The sequence below is a fragment of the Rhizobium albus genome, from assembly GCA_030160035.1.
Classification (GTDB): Bacteria; Pseudomonadota; Alphaproteobacteria; order Rhizobiales; family Rhizobiaceae; genus Georhizobium; species Georhizobium albus.
Window position 1 is genome coordinate 194,836 of the sequence record BSNO01000001.1, and the last position, 17,083, is coordinate 211,918.

Genomic DNA, 17,083 nt, shown 5'->3' on the forward strand with positions numbered 1-17,083 from the left:
GGAGGTCATGCGGCCGGGAGAGCCATGATGAGCAGCAGGAAGACGCCTTCACCCACGCCGCTTCTCGATAAGGTGACCGAACCCCGCGACATGAAGCGGCTGAGCGACAGGCAGTTGCGCCAGCTGGCAGACGAACTCCGGAGAGAAACCATCGACGCGGTATCGGTGACGGGCGGCCATCTCGGTGCAGGGTTGGGTGTCGTAGAGCTGACGGTTGCGATCCACGCGGTGTTCGACACTCCCAAAGACCGGCTGATCTTCGATGTTGGCCACCAATGCTATCCGCACAAGATCCTGACAGGCCGGCGCGATCGGATCCGTACCTTGCGTAAGGGCGATGGCCTCTCCGGTTTTACGAAACGCGCTGAGAGCCCCTATGACCCGTTTGGCGCCGCGCACTCCTCGACATCCATTTCAGCCGGGCTCGGCTTTGCCGTGGGCCGCGATTTCCAGGGCAGCGACGACCACGTCATCTGCGTGATCGGCGATGGCGCCATGTCGGCCGGCATGGCGTATGAGGCGCTCAACAATGCCGGCGCGCTCGGCAGCCGGCTAATCGTGATCCTGAACGACAATGCCATGTCGATCGCGCCGCCAGTCGGTGCGATGTCGAAATACCTCGCCCGGCTCTATGCCGCCCGGCCGCTGCAGAATCTGAAATTGGCCGCGCGCAACGCCGTTGACCATCTGCCGCCGCCGCTCCGGGAAGGGGCGAGGCGCGCTCGCACGCTGGTCAAAGGCCTGGTGCCGGGCGCGACGCTGTTCGAAGAACTCGGCTTTTCCTATGTGGGCCCGTTCGACGGACACGACCTGTCGCAGATCCTGCCCATCCTTAGGACCGTGAAGGAGCGGTCGGACGGCCCCGTTCTCCTCCATGCAATCACGCGCAAGGGCAAGGGATATCGGCCGGCGGAGGAAGCAGCCGACAAGTACCATGGCGTTTCCAGCTTCGACGTCGCGAGCGGAACTCAGGTCAAGAGCGTGGCCAAGGCGCCGTCCTACACGAAGGTGTTTGCCGATGCGCTGATCCAGGAAGCAGAACGCGATGCGTCCATCGTCGCGGTCACGGCCGCCATGCCGGACGGCACCGGTCTCGACCGCTTTGCCAAACGCTTCCCGTCGCGCATGTTCGACGTGGGCATTGCCGAACAGCATGCGGTGACGTTCTGCGCCGGTCTTGCCGCATCCGGGATGAAGCCGTTCTGCGCGATCTATTCGACCTTCCTGCAGCGTGGTTACGACCAAATCGTGCACGACGTTGCCTTGCAGCGCCTGCCGGTGCGCTTCGCCATCGATCGCGCGGGGCTCGTGGGCGCCGATGGCCCGACCCATGCGGGATCCTTCGACCTCGCTTTCCTCAGCAATCTACCCGATTTCACCGTCATGGCCGCGAGCGATGAGGCGGAACTGGTGCATATGGTGGCAACGGCGGCAGCGCTGTCGGACGGTCCTTCGGCGGTGCGCTATCCACGTGGCGAGGGCACAGGCGTCGAGATGCCGCGCGTCGGCCAAGTGCTCGAGATCGGACGGGGCCGGATCGTGAAGGAAGGCACGCAGATCGCGTTGCTCTCGCTTGGCACGCGCCTGCAGGAATGCCTGGCAGCGGCCGAACGGCTCGACGCAATGGGGCTTTCGACGACGGTTGCTGATGCACGCTTTGCCAAGCCGCTCGACGAAGCACTGATCCTGTCGCTCGCCAGCGAGCATGCGGTGCTGATCACGATCGAGGAAGGCGCGCGGGGCGGGTTCGGTGCCCATGTGCTGCATCTGCTCGCCGAGCGCGGCGTGCTCGACCGCGGCTGCCGCATCCGCACGCTAACCTTGCCCGACCGCTTCGTCCAGCAGGACAAGCCGGAGGCGATGTATGCGGAAGCCGAACTCGATCGCGGCGCCATTCTCGCCGCAGCCGAAGCCGCCATTGGTCTCGGCACGATCGAGCGCCAGCCCGAGATCGTGCGGCTGCATCGCTTGCGGGACTGATCAGACAGCAACGTCTATGTGGTATGGGGCGGCCGGCTGCGGACGCTCTACCATCTTCAAGAGAACTCGGCTTCGGTCTACCGCGGCGACGAGCTGGTGGGCGAGATCAGATTCCGCACGCGTATGCACCTCGTCCGAGTCAAGAGGCCGCCGAAGGGCTTCATCAAGCCGGAGATGGACTATGAGAGGATCTTCGCGGAGATGGGCGCCTGGCACAACGCGCGGCGGGCAGAGCGTGGCGATCCGCTGTTGCCGGAGATCCCGCTCCCGGCATCGGACGGAACTCCAAAGAGTCCCGCCCGAGATAGTGGATAAAAGTCGGCACCTCCATTGGATCAGCCAGCGTTTTGGCTATGGTGGGTGATCCGCAGTTTCTGCGGGTATCTTCTTAGACCGCCAGTGTGGCTATCAGCATCGCCAGAGAGATTGCCACCTGGAGGGTCTGGAGAGTGAGGCTGAGATCGTCTCTGTTCATCGCGCTTCCTTCTGCACGGCTCGACGAGATGACGTCGATTTGAACCGCGCAGGAAGCATGGTCCGACTTGCGGCCGGGCGGTAAGCCTAAATCAGCAAACCGTCAGTCATTTCCACACCAGCAACCGTGGATCGTGGGGAAATGCCGCCAAGCTGTTGACAGACTGTGGAAGACGGGGGGTCACAAAGGCACAAGCCGGATCCCCTGGACACCGTCGCTATAACTCGTCATGCGGCTGGCGGCATCGTTGCAAAGATTAATGCAATGACTGCCACGGCGAGGCTCAGGACGCTGATGATGAACGCGCCCCACGTTTGCCAAGGCCGGTGCCGGATCTCGATCTCTTTAGCGATATTGCGCCTGAGATCCATTTTCCCCTGATCGGTTAATACCCATACCTGGGTGAAGACAGTGATCTCCTAGTCCTGACCTTCTTTATATGCAGGGACGGCAACGCCCCATGAATCCGCTCTTCGAAGGAGTGCTTGTGTTTCGAGATCACTGAGCTCCTCATCGGCAAGCTGCACTTCAAAGAACGCTTCGCGGCTGATCTCATTGAGATCGGCTGCGCTCAGGCCTTTGGAGCGATGTTCCTCAACTGTATTGGAAGCGATGCGGCGAAGGCGGCGTAACCGTCTGCGTAGCCGCCGAACTCGATATCCATCTTTAACAAGGATCAAGCGCCGGCTTCTCTTTCGATTTCAGCTAGCAGATCACGCAACTGCTCAACCGTCACCTTCATGCTGCAGATCTTGTAGTCTTCGGCGGTTGAGGGGTTGTTGGCCGTCAGGACTTCCAATTCAATCGGCGTTCCGAGCTCCAGTTGCTCGTGGTGGGGCTTGCCGACTTTGATCCACCGATCGGAAATAATGCAGCTGAGGCTTTTCTTTCCCCGGCGGTTTAGATCGCGCTTGTAGTGGGAAATTGGAAATTTCTCGATATCAGCCATGTCGCATCCATGTCGCGTGGAACTGCCGAGCATGACCGGAAACCGTTGGAAATCAAGGGAAGTCTGTTGCAACATGACGCAACAAGAGAACAGCGCGGCATGCCCCCAAAAGCGTTGAATCTGTTGGTGATCCCGGCAGGATTCGAACCTGCGACACCAGGATTAGGAATCCTGTGCTCTATCCCCTGAGCTACGGGACCACGCGGGTCTTTCCATAATCGAGACCGCGGCGTTCGCCAAGGGGTTCAGGCGGCCAGGCGGGTCTCGGCGAGGCGGACCCAGTAGGAGATGCCGTGGGGGATCGCCTCGTCGTTGAAATCGTAGCGGGGGTGATGAAGGCCTGCGGTGTCGCCGTTGCCGATGAAGATGAAGGCACCCGGCCGGGCATTCAGCATGTAGGAGAAATCCTCGCCACCAAGCGTCGGTGCCACGTCGCCATCGACATTGTCGTCGCCGGCGATCGTCGCCGCCGCCTGGATGGCGTGATCTGTCTCTTCGGCATGATTGAAGGTAACGGGATAATTGCGGTCGTACCAGATGGAGACCGTCGCGCCATGGGCGGCTGCGATGCCTTCGGTGACCTGGCGGATGCGCGCCTCGCCGAGATCGCGGTTGTGATCGGAGAGCGACCGCACGGTGCCGGAGAAGACTGCTTCTTCCGGGATTACGTTGTGCGCGAAACCCGCCTTGAACTGCGTGACGGACACGACGATTGCATCGACCGGATCGGCATTGCGCGAGGCGATCATCTGCAACGCCTGCACCATCTGCGCGGCGATGACGATGGGATCGATGGTCTCGTGGGGCATGGCCGCATGGCCGCCGCGCCCCTTCACCGTCACGCGGAACTCATCCGTCGCCGCCATGATCGGGCCCTTGCGGGTTGCGAACGCGCCGATGGGAAGGCCCGGCAGATTGTGCATGCCGTAGACTTCGGCGATCTGGAAGCGCTCCATCATGCCGTCTTTCACCATCTCATTGCCGCCGCCGCCGCCTTCCTCCGCAGGCTGGAAGATGACTGCCACGGAGCCTTGGAAATTGCGTGTGTCTGCAAGATATTTTGCGGCGCCGAGAAGCATGGCGGTGTGGCCATCATGGCCGCAGGCATGCATCTTTCCGGGCGAACGTGAAGCCCAGTCCCTGCCCGTCTGCTCGGTGATCGGTAGCGCATCCATATCAGCCCTGAGGCCAATCGTCCGGCCCTCGCCGTTGCGGCCACGGATGATGCCGACGACGCCCGTGCGTCCGAGCCCCGTCACCACTTCGTCGCAGCCGAATTCCCTGAGCTTGCTTTCGACGAAGGCTGCCGTCTCATGCACGGCGAAAAGGATTTCAGGATGCTGGTGGAGATGACGGCGCCATCCCGCGACTTCTTCCTGCAATTCGGCGGCGCGGTTGAGGATGGGCATGAACGATCCTTGATTTTCTGTGCAAGGCCACGAGATGGCAGCCAGTTCGGTCGCCAATATGTGGACCTCGGGAGCGTCCGGATCAACGATCTTTTTGCCACGGTGGCGCCATATAGGTTAAGTACGGCCTTCGGCTTCGCCGCCACTGTCCAAGGAATGCATGACGTGCTGCAAAGCCGCGCTACACATCTGTCCGCCGCCATCCTTCTTTCGGGAGGTCTTCTTTCTTCGATGGCCGGGTTGTCGGCTGCGGATGCCGCTCCGCGCATGCTGGTGGATGTCGAAACGGGCAGGGTGATCGAGCACGAGGATGCGTTCAAGCGCTGGTACCCCGCTTCACTTACGAAGCTGATGACGACCTATATCGCGCTGCGCGCCATCGAAAGCGGCGAGGCGGATCTGACGTCGCCGGTCACGCTCAGCGCGCGGGCAGCGGCACAGCCGCCGAGCAAGATGTACTATGGCGAGGGCGCCACCATGACGCTCGACAACGCCATCAAGATTATCATGGTCAAGTCGGCGAACGACGTGGCGATGGCGATCGGGGAGTCGCTTGCCGGCACGGACAGGAACTTCGTGGCTCGCATGAACGCCGAAGCGGAACGGCTGGGCATGACGTCGACCCGCTTCATCAACGCCAACGGCCTGCCGGGCGAAGGACAGTACACGACGGCGCGCGACATGGCCTTGCTGGCGCTCGCGATCAAACGCGATTTCCCGCAGTACTCCGATTATTTCAGCATCGAGGCCATCCAGGCGGGCAACGATATTTATCCCAACTTCAACATGCTGATCGGGCGCTATCCGGGCGCAGACGGCATGAAGACAGGATTCATCTGTTCCTCGGGCTTCAACCAGGTATCGTCGGCAAGCCGTAATGGCCGCTCGGTGGTCGCCGTCGTCTTCGGAGCCGAAAGTCTGGCCGACCGGGCGGAAGAATCCGCGCGGTTGCTGGAGGAGGGGCTAACCGAAGCCATACCGGCCAGCGCGACGCCGATCATGCAATTGCAGCCCTATGGCGAAGGCAACGCCGAGGTGGCCGACCTGCGCCCGCAGATCTGTTCGCCCGAAGCGGCTGCGCAGCGGTCCGAAGGCCGCGACGACAATGGCGAGCTGATCCTGAGTTCGGCGTTCATCCGCCCGCTCGAACGCGAATTGGAGCCGGTGGCCGTTGCGCTGGGTGGAACGGGCGGGCGCGTCGCTGCGATCCAGGTGGATGTACCGATCCCCACGCCGCGGCCGCGTCTGGTCGAGCTTGAGGAGGATTCTGCGCCCATGGAAGCCTCACTTGCCACATCCGCGCCGGAAGGCGAGGCGTCGACCGACGGGCTGCGGCCTTCGCTCGATGTGCCGCTGCCCCTGCCGAGGCCGCGCCCATGAAGCGTCACGACCCCATTCCAGTGACCGTGCTGACCGGCTTTCTGGGCTCGGGCAAGACGACGCTGCTCAACCGCCTGCTGAAGGATCCGCAGCTCACCGATACGGCCGTGATCGTCAACGAATTCGGCGATGTCGGCATCGATCATCTGCTCGTCGAGCAATCGAGCGATGGCGTGATCGAGCTTTCGGAGGGCTGCCTCTGCTGCACGGTGCGCGGGGAACTGGTGGATACGCTGGCGGAACTCGTCGACAGGCTGCAGACGGGTCGCATCGAGCGCCTGCGCCGCATCGTGATCGAAACGACCGGCCTTGCCGACCCGGCGCCGGTGCTGCAGGCGGTCATGGGCCATCCCGTGCTCGCGGACAGCCTGCGGCTCGACGGTGTCATCACGACGCTCGACGCTCTGAATGCGATGGGCACGCTCGACCGGCATGAGGAAGCCGTCAAGCAGGTGGCGGTCGCCGACCGGATCGTGCTGACCAAGACGGATCTGGCCGGTGATGCATCGCTCGATGCGCTGCGGGCGCGCATCGGCGTCCTGAACCCGGGGGCGCCGCTTCTCGATGGCCAGGAAGCGCAAACAGGCTATGCGGCGCTTTTCGATTGCGGGCTCTACGATCCCGAGACCAAGACAGCGGACGTTCAACGCTGGCTGCGCGACGAGGCGATTGCGGCGGCCCATCACCATCACCACCATCATCACGATGTAAACCGCCACGATGCGCGCATCCGTGCATTCACGCTTGTGCATGATGGCCTGGTCGATCGCGATGCCATCGCGATGTTCATCGATCTCCTGCGCTCGGCGCACAGCGAACGTGTGCTGCGCATGAAGGGGATCGTCGGGCTCTCGGACAATCCGGAGCGCCCGCTCGTCATTCACGGCGTTCAGGGCACTTTCCACCCCCCGGCACGTCTGCCGTCATGGCCGGATGCCGATCGCCGCACGCGGCTCGTCGTGATCACGTGCGATCTGGGCGAAGATTTCGTGCGGGACCTTTTTGGTGCTTTTGCCGGGCAGCCCGCCGCGGACCGAGCCGATCGCGTAGCGCTGGAATCAAACCCGCTGGTCGTGCCGGGGCACCGGTTCTAGAAACCGGGTCTCACCCATAGGATAGCATTCAGGTTTTTTCGATGCAGAAGCGGTGGCCGCTCTCGACCGTTTCGGTGGAAATGAGTTTGTTGCCGCTTTCCTGACAGAAGTGCGGGATGTCGATGACCGCCATTGGATCGGTCGTTTCCACGACCACGCGTGTGCCCGACGGCAGCGCGGCTATGCGCTTGCGCGTCTTCAGCACGGGCAAAGGGCATTTCAGGCCTTTGAGGTCGTAGGTGATCGTTTCGCCTGATCCAGACGTCAATTCCGACCCCAAAGCGACCAGCGGGGGCGTTCCGCAACCTGCTGGGCAGGTGCCGGCGGAGGCGCTGCGTAGAGCGACGTCGAGGTGCCAAGCGGATTGGCAGCCGGAACGGGCAGGGCCGTCGTCGAAACCGGCGTTGCCGCGGTCGGTGCGCTTGCCTCGGCAGGCACGGTCGCCGAAGCCGGCTGTGCAGCCTCGGCTGCCACAGGTGCGCTCGCGGCTGCAGGCGCGACGACGGCCGGTGCAGCGACGGCAGGCACGGCCGTTACGGCAGCAGCCGATGCCGCAGTAGCAGAAGTCGGGGTCGACTGATTTGCGGGCAGCAGGCGCGACAGCGCGCCGGAGCGGCCGGGCTTCTGGCCCAACTGTTTCTGAAGCGCTTCCTGGAAGGCCGCCTCGTAGTCCTGAACGTAGGTCTGGTAAGCGACCTGCAGGCTTTCAGGCGTCGACATCGTGGGGCAAGCGGCCGAGGCGTCGAAGACGGCGTTTGGCTCGGTTGGCACCTGGTTGAAGACGTATTCCTTATTGCAGACGTCGACCTTCGGTGGCGTCTTGGTCAGCTCGAAGTGGTCGTAGCCGACCTTCAGCATTTTCCAGAATTCGTAATTCGGATTGTCGCGGTGACGCGCCATGTTTTCCGCGGTCATGCGAAACGGCAGCGCCTGGACCTGGAAGCTCTCCTGACCACCCTTGAACGCTTCGCGCGCAAAGGCATAGATTTCCAGCACCTGTTCGTCCGTCATCGAGTAGCAGCCGGCGGACGAGCAGGCGCCATGCACCATGAGGTTCGTGCCGGTGCGGCCATGGGCGCGATCGAACCGGTTCGGATAGCCGAGGTTGAACGAGAGGTAGTAGCTGGAATTGGGGTTCATCTGGTGGCGGTTGACCGTATAGAACCCTTCCGGCGCCTGGCGATCGCCTTCGGCGCGCTTCGGACCGAGTTCACCCGACCATTTGCAGATTTCGTATTCGGCGATCTTTTCGTAGCGGCCGTTGGCTTTGGCCTTCCACACTTCAAGAACGCTTTCTTCCTTGAAGATGCGCATCATGATCGGGGAGGCCTCGGTCATGTCGTAGGCCTTCATGCGGTTGACGACCTTCGTCGGCAACGGATGTTCGACCTTGTTCGAGACGCTCGAGAGCGTATCGCCGCTGTTGCATGCCGCCAATGTGAGGCACAGCCCCGAAACCACAAGAAGTCGATGCCAGCGCATATTGGCTGCCCACCCTGCCCGAATCGCCATGCGGTCATCCCCGCGGTCACTGATCAAGCGACCTCAATAGGCTGAATACAGTTCATAAATTCTTATCGCAAGCGTTAACCCTTGATTTTGGAGTGCGAAGAAACCGTTAAACTGCTGTGCGGCACCTAGACTTCGATAATCGGCAGGGCTTTACGAAGCGCTGGCCAAACCGGATAGTCGGCAAATGACACAGACTTCTCAAGAACGTCGGCGCCTTACGGTTCTGGGCGCGACAGGATCGATTGGCGCGAGCACGTTGGACGTGGTGCGCCATCTGGGCGGCAAGGATGCCTTCAAGATCGCGGCGCTGACGGGGCGCGACAACATCGAGGTTCTCGCGCGGGAGGCGATCGCGCTCGGCGCCGATTTCGTGGCGACGGCGGATGAGGATCGGTATGGGGCCCTTTGCGCGGCGCTTTCAGGAACGGGCATCGCTTGCGGAGCAGGGGCCGACGCTTTGATTGAAGCCGGCGAGCGTGAGGCGGATATCGTGATGGCGGCGATCGTCGGCGTCGCCGGGCTGGCACCAACGCTGGCAGCCGCAAGACGAGGCGCCGATATCGCGCTTGCCAACAAGGAGTGCCTGGTTTCGGCCGGGCAGGTGTTCAAAGCGGAAATGGCTGCGGGCGGCGGGCGTTTGCTGCCGGTCGACAGCGAGCACAACGCCATTCACCAATGTCTCGCCGCCGGGGGCAACGAGGCCCTCGAACGCATCGTCCTGACGGCCTCGGGCGGGCCTTTCCGCAACCACACGCTCGAACAGATGGCGCAGGTGAGCGCAGATGACGCTGCCGCTCACCCGAATTGGAGCATGGGGCGCAAGATTTCCATCGACAGTGCGTCGATGTTCAACAAAGCGCTCGAAATGATCGAGGCGCAGCACCTATTCGATCTGCGGCCGGATCAGGTGGAAGTGGTCATTCACCCGCAGTCCGTTATCCATTCCATGGTCGGCTATGCGGATGGGTCGATGCTGGCGCAGCTCGGCGCACCGGATATGCGTACGGCGATCGGCTATGCGCTCGCCTATCCCGAGCGGCGGAATCTCCCGGTCGAGCGGCTCGATTTCACGCAATTGTCGCGGCTGGACTTTCAGGTGCCGGACGAAGCGCGCTTCCCGGCGGTCAGGCTTGCGCGCGAAGCGATGGAGCGCGGCGGGCTTGCCGGTGCGGTGCTGAACGGTGCCAAGGAACGCGCGCTCGACGCTTTTCTCGCCAAGGAGATCGGCTTCCTTCAGATGGCGGATGTCGTGGAACGTACGATGGAGCGGATGGCCGATGCAGGCGCCGCAACTGGGATCGACGCCGTTTATGCGGCCGACGCGGAGGCGCGCGTCATCGCAGCTGAAGAGATCCTCGGTTTGCGCCGGGCAGCGTGAACTGACAAAGCGGCTTGAACAGTGCTCAAGCCGCTTTCCTGAATATCAGGCGACGGCGCGCGACAGGGCGCAGCGCGACCAGAGCGATGACAGAGCCGAAACGAGATGATCGATATCGGCATCGCTGTGAAGCGGCGACGGCGTGATGCGCAGCCGCTCGGTCTTCTTCGGCACGGTCGGGTAATTGATCGGCTGAACGTAGATGCCGTAATTGTCGAGCAGCAGGTCGGAGATCCACTTGCACTTGGCCGCATCACCAACCATCACCGGCACGATGTGGCTCGGGTTCGGCATGTAGGGGATGCCCGTCGCATCGAGGCGCGCCCGCACGCGGGCCACACGATCCTGGTGGCGCAGGCGCTCGAACTGGCTCTGCTTCAGGTGCTGGATCGAAGCCAGCGCGCCCGCGGCAAGTGCCGGCGGCAATGCAGTGGTGAAGATGAAGCCGGAGGCGAAAGAGCGTACGAAGTCGCAAAGCGCCGCGGAAGCGGCGATATAGCCGCCCATCACGCCGAACGCTTTGCCAAGCGTGCCTTCAATCACCGTCAGGCGGTCCATCAGGCCTTCGCGCTCGGCAATGCCGCCGCCGCGCGGGCCATAGAGGCCGACGCCGTGCACTTCGTCCAGATAGGTCATGGCGCCGAACTCGTCGGCGACGTCGCAGATCTCCTTGATCGGCGCGATGTCGCCATCCATCGAATAGACGCTTTCGAAGGCAATCAGCTTCGGCGCCTTCGGATCGGCGGCTGCGAGCTTTGCGCGCAGATCGGCAACATCATTGTGCTTCCAGATGACGCGTTCGGCTTTCGAATGACGAATGCCTTCGATCATGGAGGCGTGGTTCAGCGCGTCGGAAAAGACGATGCAGCCGGGGATCTTCGAAGCGAGCGTGCCAAGGGCCGCCCAGTTCGAGACGTAGCCTGAGGTGAAGAGGAGTGCCGCTTCCTTGAGGTGAAGATCGGCGAGTTCCTGCTCGAGCAGCACGTGGTAGTGGTTGGTGCCGGAAATGTTGCGGGTGCCGCCTGCGCCAGCGCCACAGCGGTCGATCGCTTCCTTCATGGCCTCGACCACCTTCGGGTGCTGGCCCATGCCGAGATAGTCGTTCGAGCACCAGACGGTGACGCTCTGCTCGCCATTTTCCGTGTAGCGGGTCGCGTGCGGAAATTCGCCCTTGCGCCGTGCAAGGTCTGCGAACACACGGTAGCGCCCTTCTTCACGAAGGCCGTCCAATGCGTTCTGAAAAAATCCGTCGAAATCCATTTCTTACGCTCCAATGACTTCAATCGTTTTCGGTTTGGAACCGTTCTAAGTCAAGCTTGAACCGGCAAATTCCTAGCCGAATGGCGCCGTCTACAGGCGGAAACTACCCAATTGCGACGACCCGCCGCACGATTGCGCAAGCCTCTATCTCCTACAACGGTTCTAAGGTGCTGCGCGATTGACGGCGACGGGCGAAGGTCGAAGCGTTGTCGCGAGCGACAGGACGAAGGTCCGGTCTTCGCGGCAAGACAAAGGGCCGAGAGCTTGCGCTCCGGCCCCTCGCGTTTTCGGCGTCCCTACAGTTATTTGGCCGAAGCCACTGCCCGCTTGGCCATCACCTTCACCAGATTGGCGCGGTATTCGGATGATCCGTGCAGGTCGGACAGCATGCCGCCTGGATCGACCGAGAGATTGGCAACGGCATCGGGCGCAAAGTTCGCCGACAGAGCCTGGGCTGCTTCATCCCAGTGGAAGACACCGTCTGCGCCGGCCCCGGTGACGCCGACACGCACGGTCGAGCCGGTTTTCGCAACGAAGACGCCGCACATCGCATAGCGCGAGGCAGGATTGCGGAACTTCTCGTAGCCGGAAATCTCGGGCGCCGTGAACGAGACGGCGGTTACGATTTCATCGTCGTCGAGCACCGTTTCCAGAAGGCCCACAAAGAATTCCGAGGCTTTGACGGCCCGCTTGCTGGTGTGGATCGTGGCATCGAGCGCGATCATCGCGGCCGGATAGTCGGCAGCGGGGTCGTTGTTGGCCACCGAACCGCCGATCGTGCCCATATAGCGCACCTGCGGATCGCCGAGCACGCTCGCCATGTGGTGCAGGCCGTAGCAGACCGACTTGATCTCATCTGAATTCTTGATCTCGAAATGGGTGACGGCGCCGCCGATGCGGACTTCGCGGCCATTGACCGTGATGCCCTTCATTTCCTCGACGTGACGCAGATCGACGAGATCGGACGGTGCGGCGAGACGCTGCTTCATGGCCGGCAGAAGCGACATGCCACCCGACAGGAACTTGCCCGATTCGGTGGAACCCACGAGGCTGACGGCTTCTTCGACCGAGCTTGGACGATGGTAATTCGTTTCGTACATTGGATGTCTCCCTGAAGACGAAAGGCAAGGGCTTGCAGGGTTCAGTCGCTGCGGTGCCGCTTGCTCTTCGATCCTCTGCTTTCTGATGGGTGTCAGGCGTTGTGCAGGGCGGCCCAGACCTTTTGCGGAGAGGCCGGCATGCTGAGCCCATTGGTGCCGATTGCGTCCGTGATGGCGTTGATCACCGCCGGCGGCGACCCGATCGCACCGGCCTCGCCGCAGCCCTTGATGCCGAGCGGATTGCCCGGGCATGGCGTCGTCTGGTGCGAGATCTGGAACGACGGCAGATCATCGGCGCGTGGCATGGTGTAGTCCATGTAGCTTGCCGTGATCAGCTGACCGGTCTGCGGATCGTAATGACATCCTTCGAGCAGCGCCTGGCCGATGCCCTGAGCGAGGCCGCCATGGACCTGTCCTTCGACGATCATCGGATTGATGATGTTGCCGAAATCGTCGGCTGCGACAAAGTTGAGGATTTCCGTCTTGCCCGTGTCGGGATCGACTTCGACCTCGCAGATGTAGCAGCCGGCCGGGAAGGTGAAGTTGGACGGGTCGTAGAACGCGCCTTCCTTCAGGCCGGGCTCCATGCCGGACGGCAGATTGTGCGCCGTGTAGGCGGCAAGCGCCATCTGGAACCAGGGCAGGGTCTTGTCGGTACCGGCCACTTTCAGTTCGCCGTTCTCGATGACGATGTCGCCCTCGTCGGCTTCCATCAGATGCGCTGCGATCTTCTTGGCCTTGGCCTCGACCTTGTCGAGCGCCTTGACGATCGCGCTCATGCCGACGGCGCCGGAGCGCGAGCCGTAGGTGCCCATGCCCATCTGCACCTTGTCGGTGTCGCCATGGACGATGTTGACGCTGTCGATGCCGACGCCGAAGCGTTCCGCCACCAGCTGCGCGAAGGTGGTCTCGTGGCCCTGGCCGTGGCTGTGCGAGCCGGTCAGGATTTCGATCGTGCCGACCGCGTTGACGCGCACTTCAGCCGACTCCCAGAGACCGACGCCGGCGCCGAGCGAACCGACCGCTGCCGACGGCGCAATGCCGCAAGCCTCGATATAGCAGCTCATGCCGATGCCGCGCTTCTTGCCGCGGCTTTCGGACTCGGCGCGACGTGAAGCGAAGCCTGCATAGTCGATCGCCTGCATTGCGGCGTTCAGCGATGCTTCGAAATCTCCCGTGTCGTAGGTCATGATGACCGGCGTCTGGTGCGGGAAGGAACGGATGAAGTTCTTGCGGCGAAGCTCGGGCGGCGAGACGCCCAGCTGGCGCGCTGCCGTCTCCATCATGCGTTCCATCACGTAGGTCGCTTCCGGGCGACCTGCGCCACGGTACGCATCGACTGGCGTCGTGTTGGTGTAGATCGCCTTCACATTCGCGTGGATCGCCGGGATGTTGTACTGGCCCGACAGCAGCGTCGCGTAGAGATAGGTGGGCGTCGCCGAGGAGAAGAGCGACATGTAGGCGCCGAGATTGGCCTTCGTCTCGACCTTGAGGCCGAGAATGTGGTGGTCGGCGTCAAAGGCCATTTCCGCATGGGTGACATGGTCGCGGCCATGGGCGTCGGTCAGGAAGGCTTCGGTGCGGTCGCAGTTCCACTTGACCGGGACGCCGGTGCGCTTGGATGCCCAGAGGCAGACGATCTCTTCCGGATAGATGTAGATCTTCGAGCCGAAGCCACCGCCGACATCCGGTGCGATGACGCGCAGCTTGTTTTCCGGTGCGACGTTGTAGAACGCGCTCATGACCAGGCGGGCGACGTGCGGGTTCTGCGACGTCGTCCAGCAGGTGTAGTGATCTTCCGCCGCGTCGTAGACGCCAAGCGCTGCGCGCGGCTCCATCGCGTTCGGCACGAGGCGGTTGTTGACGATGTCCATCTTGACGACATGCGCCGCCTTGGAGAACGCGTCGGCGGTCGCCTGCTCGTCGCCGAGCACCCAATCGAAGATCAGGTTGTTCTTGGCCTCGGGGTGGATCTGCGGCGCGCCCTCGGCGAGGGCATCTTCAACGCCGGTCACCACCGGCAGCTCTTCATATTCCACATTGACGAGGTCGGCAGCGTCGCGGGCCTGGGCACGGGTGTCGGCCACCACGATCGCGACGGCATCGCCCACGTAACGGACGGTGTCCTGCGCCAGCGGGCGCCATGCGCCCATGTTCATCGGCGAGCCGTCCTTGGAGTGGACCATCCAGCCGCAGATCAGATTGCCGATCCCGTCTTCCGTCAGCTGCTTGCCGTTGAGAATGCCGATCACGCCCGGCATCGCCTCGGCTTCGCTCGTGTCGATGTTGACGATCTTGGCGTGGGCATAGGGCGAACGCACGAAAACGGCGTGCTTCATGCCGGGAACGACCATGTCGTCCGTATAGCGGCCCTTGCCTGTGATAAAACGCTTGTCTTCCTTGCGCAGAACGCTCGCGCCAATACCTTCGATACCCATCAATTCCTCCTCAATATCCGGGGGCCGGAGACCGGCCTGTTCCTCCGAGAAGGCGCCGGCGAAGCTTGCTTGAGGCGCGCCATCGGCGCTGCCCAAAAGCCTGGCCCGCGCCGCTGATCTTATTCCGCGGCCTGGCGCTGCTCCTGCGCACCGGCGGCGGCCAGAACTGCTTTCACGATGTTGTGATAGCCGGTGCAGCGGCAGATGTTGCCCTCAAGCTCATGGCGGACGGTCTGCTCGTCGAGGTCGGAGCCATGGCGATTGACGATGTCGATCGAGGCCATGATCATGCCTGGCGTACAGAAGCCGCACTGCAGGCCATGATGCTGCTTGAATGCAGCCTGCATCGGATGCAGTTCGCCACCCGTGGCAATGCCTTCGATGGTGACGATGTCGGTGCCCTCGGCCTGTGCCGCAAGGATCGTGCAGGCCTTTACCGCCTGGCCGTTCATGTGGATGGTGCAGGCCCCGCACTGGGTCGTGTCGCAACCGACATGCGTGCCGGTCAGGCCGAGATTCTCACGAAGGAAATGAACGAGAAGGGTGCGTCCCTCGACCTCGCCTGAGACCTGACGGCCATTCACCTTCATCGCAACTTTGGTCATTCGGGTTCCTCCCCTTGAACTCGCTGTCATTCATCGACCGAACGTCAGGCGCCTTCAACATCTATCCTGCAGACGACGCCCCGGAGCGATAGTTTGCGCGGAAGGGATCGTTATGCAAGGTCGACGGCGGATCATGATCGTCGGTGACCTTCTCTTCCTCCCGCACAATCCGGCCCCATCAGCCATCGTGCATGAGCGTGGCGAACAATGGCACGGCTTGAAGAAAAGGACATTGTACTTTGGATGGTCCGCCATGCGCGGCGCTGCGCTTGATCCACGTGCTCTCCCTGGAGAATAGTGGTGGTGGGAAGAGGCGAGAGGCAATGGCCGGATGACCTGCCATATCACGACCTATGCGTGCGGCATCGTTGCGATCCACGGCAGCGGTCTCGGGCTTGATGAATTCGCGGGAACGCTTGCCGTCCAGGCGAAGGTTGCCGGTGCCGAACTCGCTTCGCTCTTTTTCTCCCAAGATGCCATCGATGCGCACCAGATCGCAGCGAACATGGCCGAGCACGCGCCGGGCCTACGTTATGTGGGCTGCTCGACAGCAGGCGAAATTACCCCCGACGGGTACGGCGAAGGGTCGATCATCGCCATGCTGTTTCCCTCCGATAAGTTCAGCGCTTCCGCCTGCTTGATCCGCGACATTTCCACCGCGCGCATGGAAAGCGTGGTCAAGGATGTGCGGGAACTGCGCCGCAGCTTCGAGCCCCAGCGGTTCGCCGGCGGCCGCACCTTCGGGGTCGTCCTGATCGATGGGCTGTCGCGCGCCGAAGAAGCGGTGACATCAGCGCTTTACTGGAGCCTCGACGAGATCCCGTTGGTGGGCGGTTCGGCCGGCGACAATCTGCGCTTTGAGAAAACGACGCTCATTCACAACGGCAATGTGGTGTCCGACTGCGCGATCCTGATGCTGGTGCACAGCGCAGTGCCGTTCGATGTCTTCAAGACGGAGAACTTCAATCCCACGAGCCGGAAGCTCGTCGTCACCGCGTCCGATCCGGATACGCGCACCGTCCATGAGATCAATGCCGAGCCGGCTGCAGCGGCCTATGCCCAGGCCATCGGTCTCGATGCGGGGTCGCTGACGCCGATGAGCTTTGCGTCCTATCCTCTCGTCGTGCGGGTCGGCGGAGAGTATTTCTGTCGCTCGATCCAGAAGGCAAACGAAGACGGGTCGCTGACGTTCTTCTGTGCGATTGACAACGGGATCGTTCTGACACTCGCCGAGCCCATGGGCATGGTGGAATCCACGCGGGCAAAATTGCACGACGTGGCGGCGGGGCTCGGCGGGATCGATGTCGTGCTCGGCTTCGATTGCGTCCTGCGGCGTCTCGACGCGCAGAACCGGCAAAGTCTCGCCGCGATCTCGTCGCTCTATCGTGAGAACAACATCATCGGCTTTGGAACTTACGGCGAGCAATACCGGTCGATGCACCTCAACCAGACGTTCACGGGGATCGCCTTTGCGGCGAGCTCGACGGCATCGGAGTGAAGCGG

General features: G+C 62.4%; 14 protein-coding genes and 1 tRNA gene. 5 read left to right on the forward strand and 10 right to left on the reverse strand.

Annotated elements, in window-relative coordinates; translation table 11 throughout:
- Positions 1-27: 27 nt before the first annotated feature.
- Positions 28-1,980: a 1-deoxy-D-xylulose-5-phosphate synthase gene (gene dxs, locus QQL76_RS00880; RefSeq protein ID WP_499205963.1), complete on the forward strand. Its 1,953-nt coding sequence runs from the start codon at positions 28-30 to the stop codon at positions 1,978-1,980.
- Between the two features lie 894 nt (positions 1,981-2,874).
- Here dxs and QQL76_RS00885 read toward each other — a convergent pair.
- From QQL76_RS00885 to QQL76_RS00900, 4 genes are all read right to left on the reverse strand, one after another.
- Complete coding sequence (locus QQL76_RS00885; RefSeq protein WP_499205964.1) at positions 2,875-3,135, reverse strand: hypothetical protein; 261 nt, start codon at positions 3,133-3,135, stop codon at positions 2,875-2,877.
- Entirely contained in the window at positions 3,132-3,404 is a 273-nt protein-coding gene (locus tag QQL76_RS00890) for a hypothetical protein (RefSeq protein WP_499205965.1), read from the reverse strand. Before QQL76_RS00890 ends, QQL76_RS00885 begins: the two co-directional genes overlap by 4 nt.
- 124 nt (positions 3,405-3,528) lie before the next feature.
- A tRNA-Arg gene (locus QQL76_RS00895) sits at positions 3,529-3,604 on the reverse strand.
- A gap of 45 nt (positions 3,605-3,649) precedes the next feature.
- Positions 3,650-4,813, reverse strand: a complete 1,164-nt coding sequence (locus QQL76_RS00900) for a M20 aminoacylase family protein (RefSeq protein WP_499205966.1) — start codon at positions 4,811-4,813, stop codon at positions 3,650-3,652.
- Positions 4,814-4,981: 168 nt separating this feature from the next.
- Here QQL76_RS00900 and QQL76_RS00905 point away from each other — a divergent pair, with 168 nt between their 5' ends.
- Together QQL76_RS00905 and QQL76_RS00910 are read left to right on the forward strand one after the other, a co-directional pair.
- The gene (locus QQL76_RS00905) at positions 4,982-6,193 is read left to right on the forward strand and encodes a D-alanyl-D-alanine carboxypeptidase family protein (protein ID WP_499207084.1); all 1,212 of its coding nucleotides are present in this window, start codon (positions 4,982-4,984) and stop codon (positions 6,191-6,193) included.
- Positions 6,190-7,287: a CobW family GTP-binding protein gene (locus tag QQL76_RS00910; RefSeq protein WP_499205967.1), complete on the forward strand. Its 1,098-nt coding sequence runs from the start codon at positions 6,190-6,192 to the stop codon at positions 7,285-7,287. Before QQL76_RS00905 ends, QQL76_RS00910 begins: the two co-directional genes overlap by 4 nt.
- Before the next feature lie 28 nt (positions 7,288-7,315).
- On the opposite strand, the gene QQL76_RS00915 is transcribed toward QQL76_RS00910, so the two are convergent.
- Positions 7,316-7,555 (reverse strand): sulfurtransferase TusA family protein, encoded by a 240-nt coding sequence (locus tag QQL76_RS00915; RefSeq protein ID WP_499205968.1) that lies wholly within the window; start codon positions 7,553-7,555, stop codon positions 7,316-7,318.
- A complete protein-coding gene (locus tag QQL76_RS00920) occupies positions 7,552-8,799 on the reverse strand; it encodes a L,D-transpeptidase family protein (RefSeq protein WP_499205969.1) in 1,248 nt (415 codons plus the stop codon). Before QQL76_RS00920 ends, QQL76_RS00915 begins: the two co-directional genes overlap by 4 nt.
- Positions 8,800-8,983: 184 nt before the next feature.
- Between QQL76_RS00920 and dxr the strand changes: the two genes are divergently transcribed.
- Positions 8,984-10,177: a 1-deoxy-D-xylulose-5-phosphate reductoisomerase gene (gene dxr, locus QQL76_RS00925; protein ID WP_499205970.1), complete on the forward strand. Its 1,194-nt coding sequence runs from the start codon at positions 8,984-8,986 to the stop codon at positions 10,175-10,177.
- A gap of 45 nt (positions 10,178-10,222) precedes the next feature.
- Here the strand turns inward: dxr and hemA are convergent, their stop codons facing one another.
- The 4 genes from hemA to QQL76_RS00945 all read right to left on the reverse strand — a co-directional run bounded on the left by hemA (position 10,223) and on the right by QQL76_RS00945 (position 15,580).
- Positions 10,223-11,437, reverse strand: coding sequence for a 5-aminolevulinate synthase (gene hemA / locus QQL76_RS00930; RefSeq protein ID WP_499205971.1), 1,215 nt, complete (start codon positions 11,435-11,437; stop codon positions 10,223-10,225).
- Positions 11,438-11,739: 302 nt separating this feature from the next.
- Entirely contained in the window at positions 11,740-12,537 is a 798-nt protein-coding gene (locus tag QQL76_RS00935) for an FAD binding domain-containing protein (RefSeq protein WP_499205972.1), read from the reverse strand.
- Between the two features lie 92 nt (positions 12,538-12,629).
- Positions 12,630-14,975, reverse strand: coding sequence for a xanthine dehydrogenase family protein molybdopterin-binding subunit (locus QQL76_RS00940; protein WP_499205973.1), 2,346 nt, complete (start codon positions 14,973-14,975; stop codon positions 12,630-12,632).
- A gap of 119 nt (positions 14,976-15,094) precedes the next feature.
- Positions 15,095-15,580: a (2Fe-2S)-binding protein gene (locus QQL76_RS00945; RefSeq protein ID WP_126008234.1), complete on the reverse strand. Its 486-nt coding sequence runs from the start codon at positions 15,578-15,580 to the stop codon at positions 15,095-15,097.
- 331 nt (positions 15,581-15,911) lie between these two features.
- Here QQL76_RS00945 and QQL76_RS00950 point away from each other — a divergent pair, with 331 nt between their 5' ends.
- Positions 15,912-17,078: an FIST signal transduction protein gene (locus tag QQL76_RS00950; protein ID WP_499205974.1), complete on the forward strand. Its 1,167-nt coding sequence runs from the start codon at positions 15,912-15,914 to the stop codon at positions 17,076-17,078.
- The last annotated feature ends 5 nt before the right edge of the window (positions 17,079-17,083 follow it).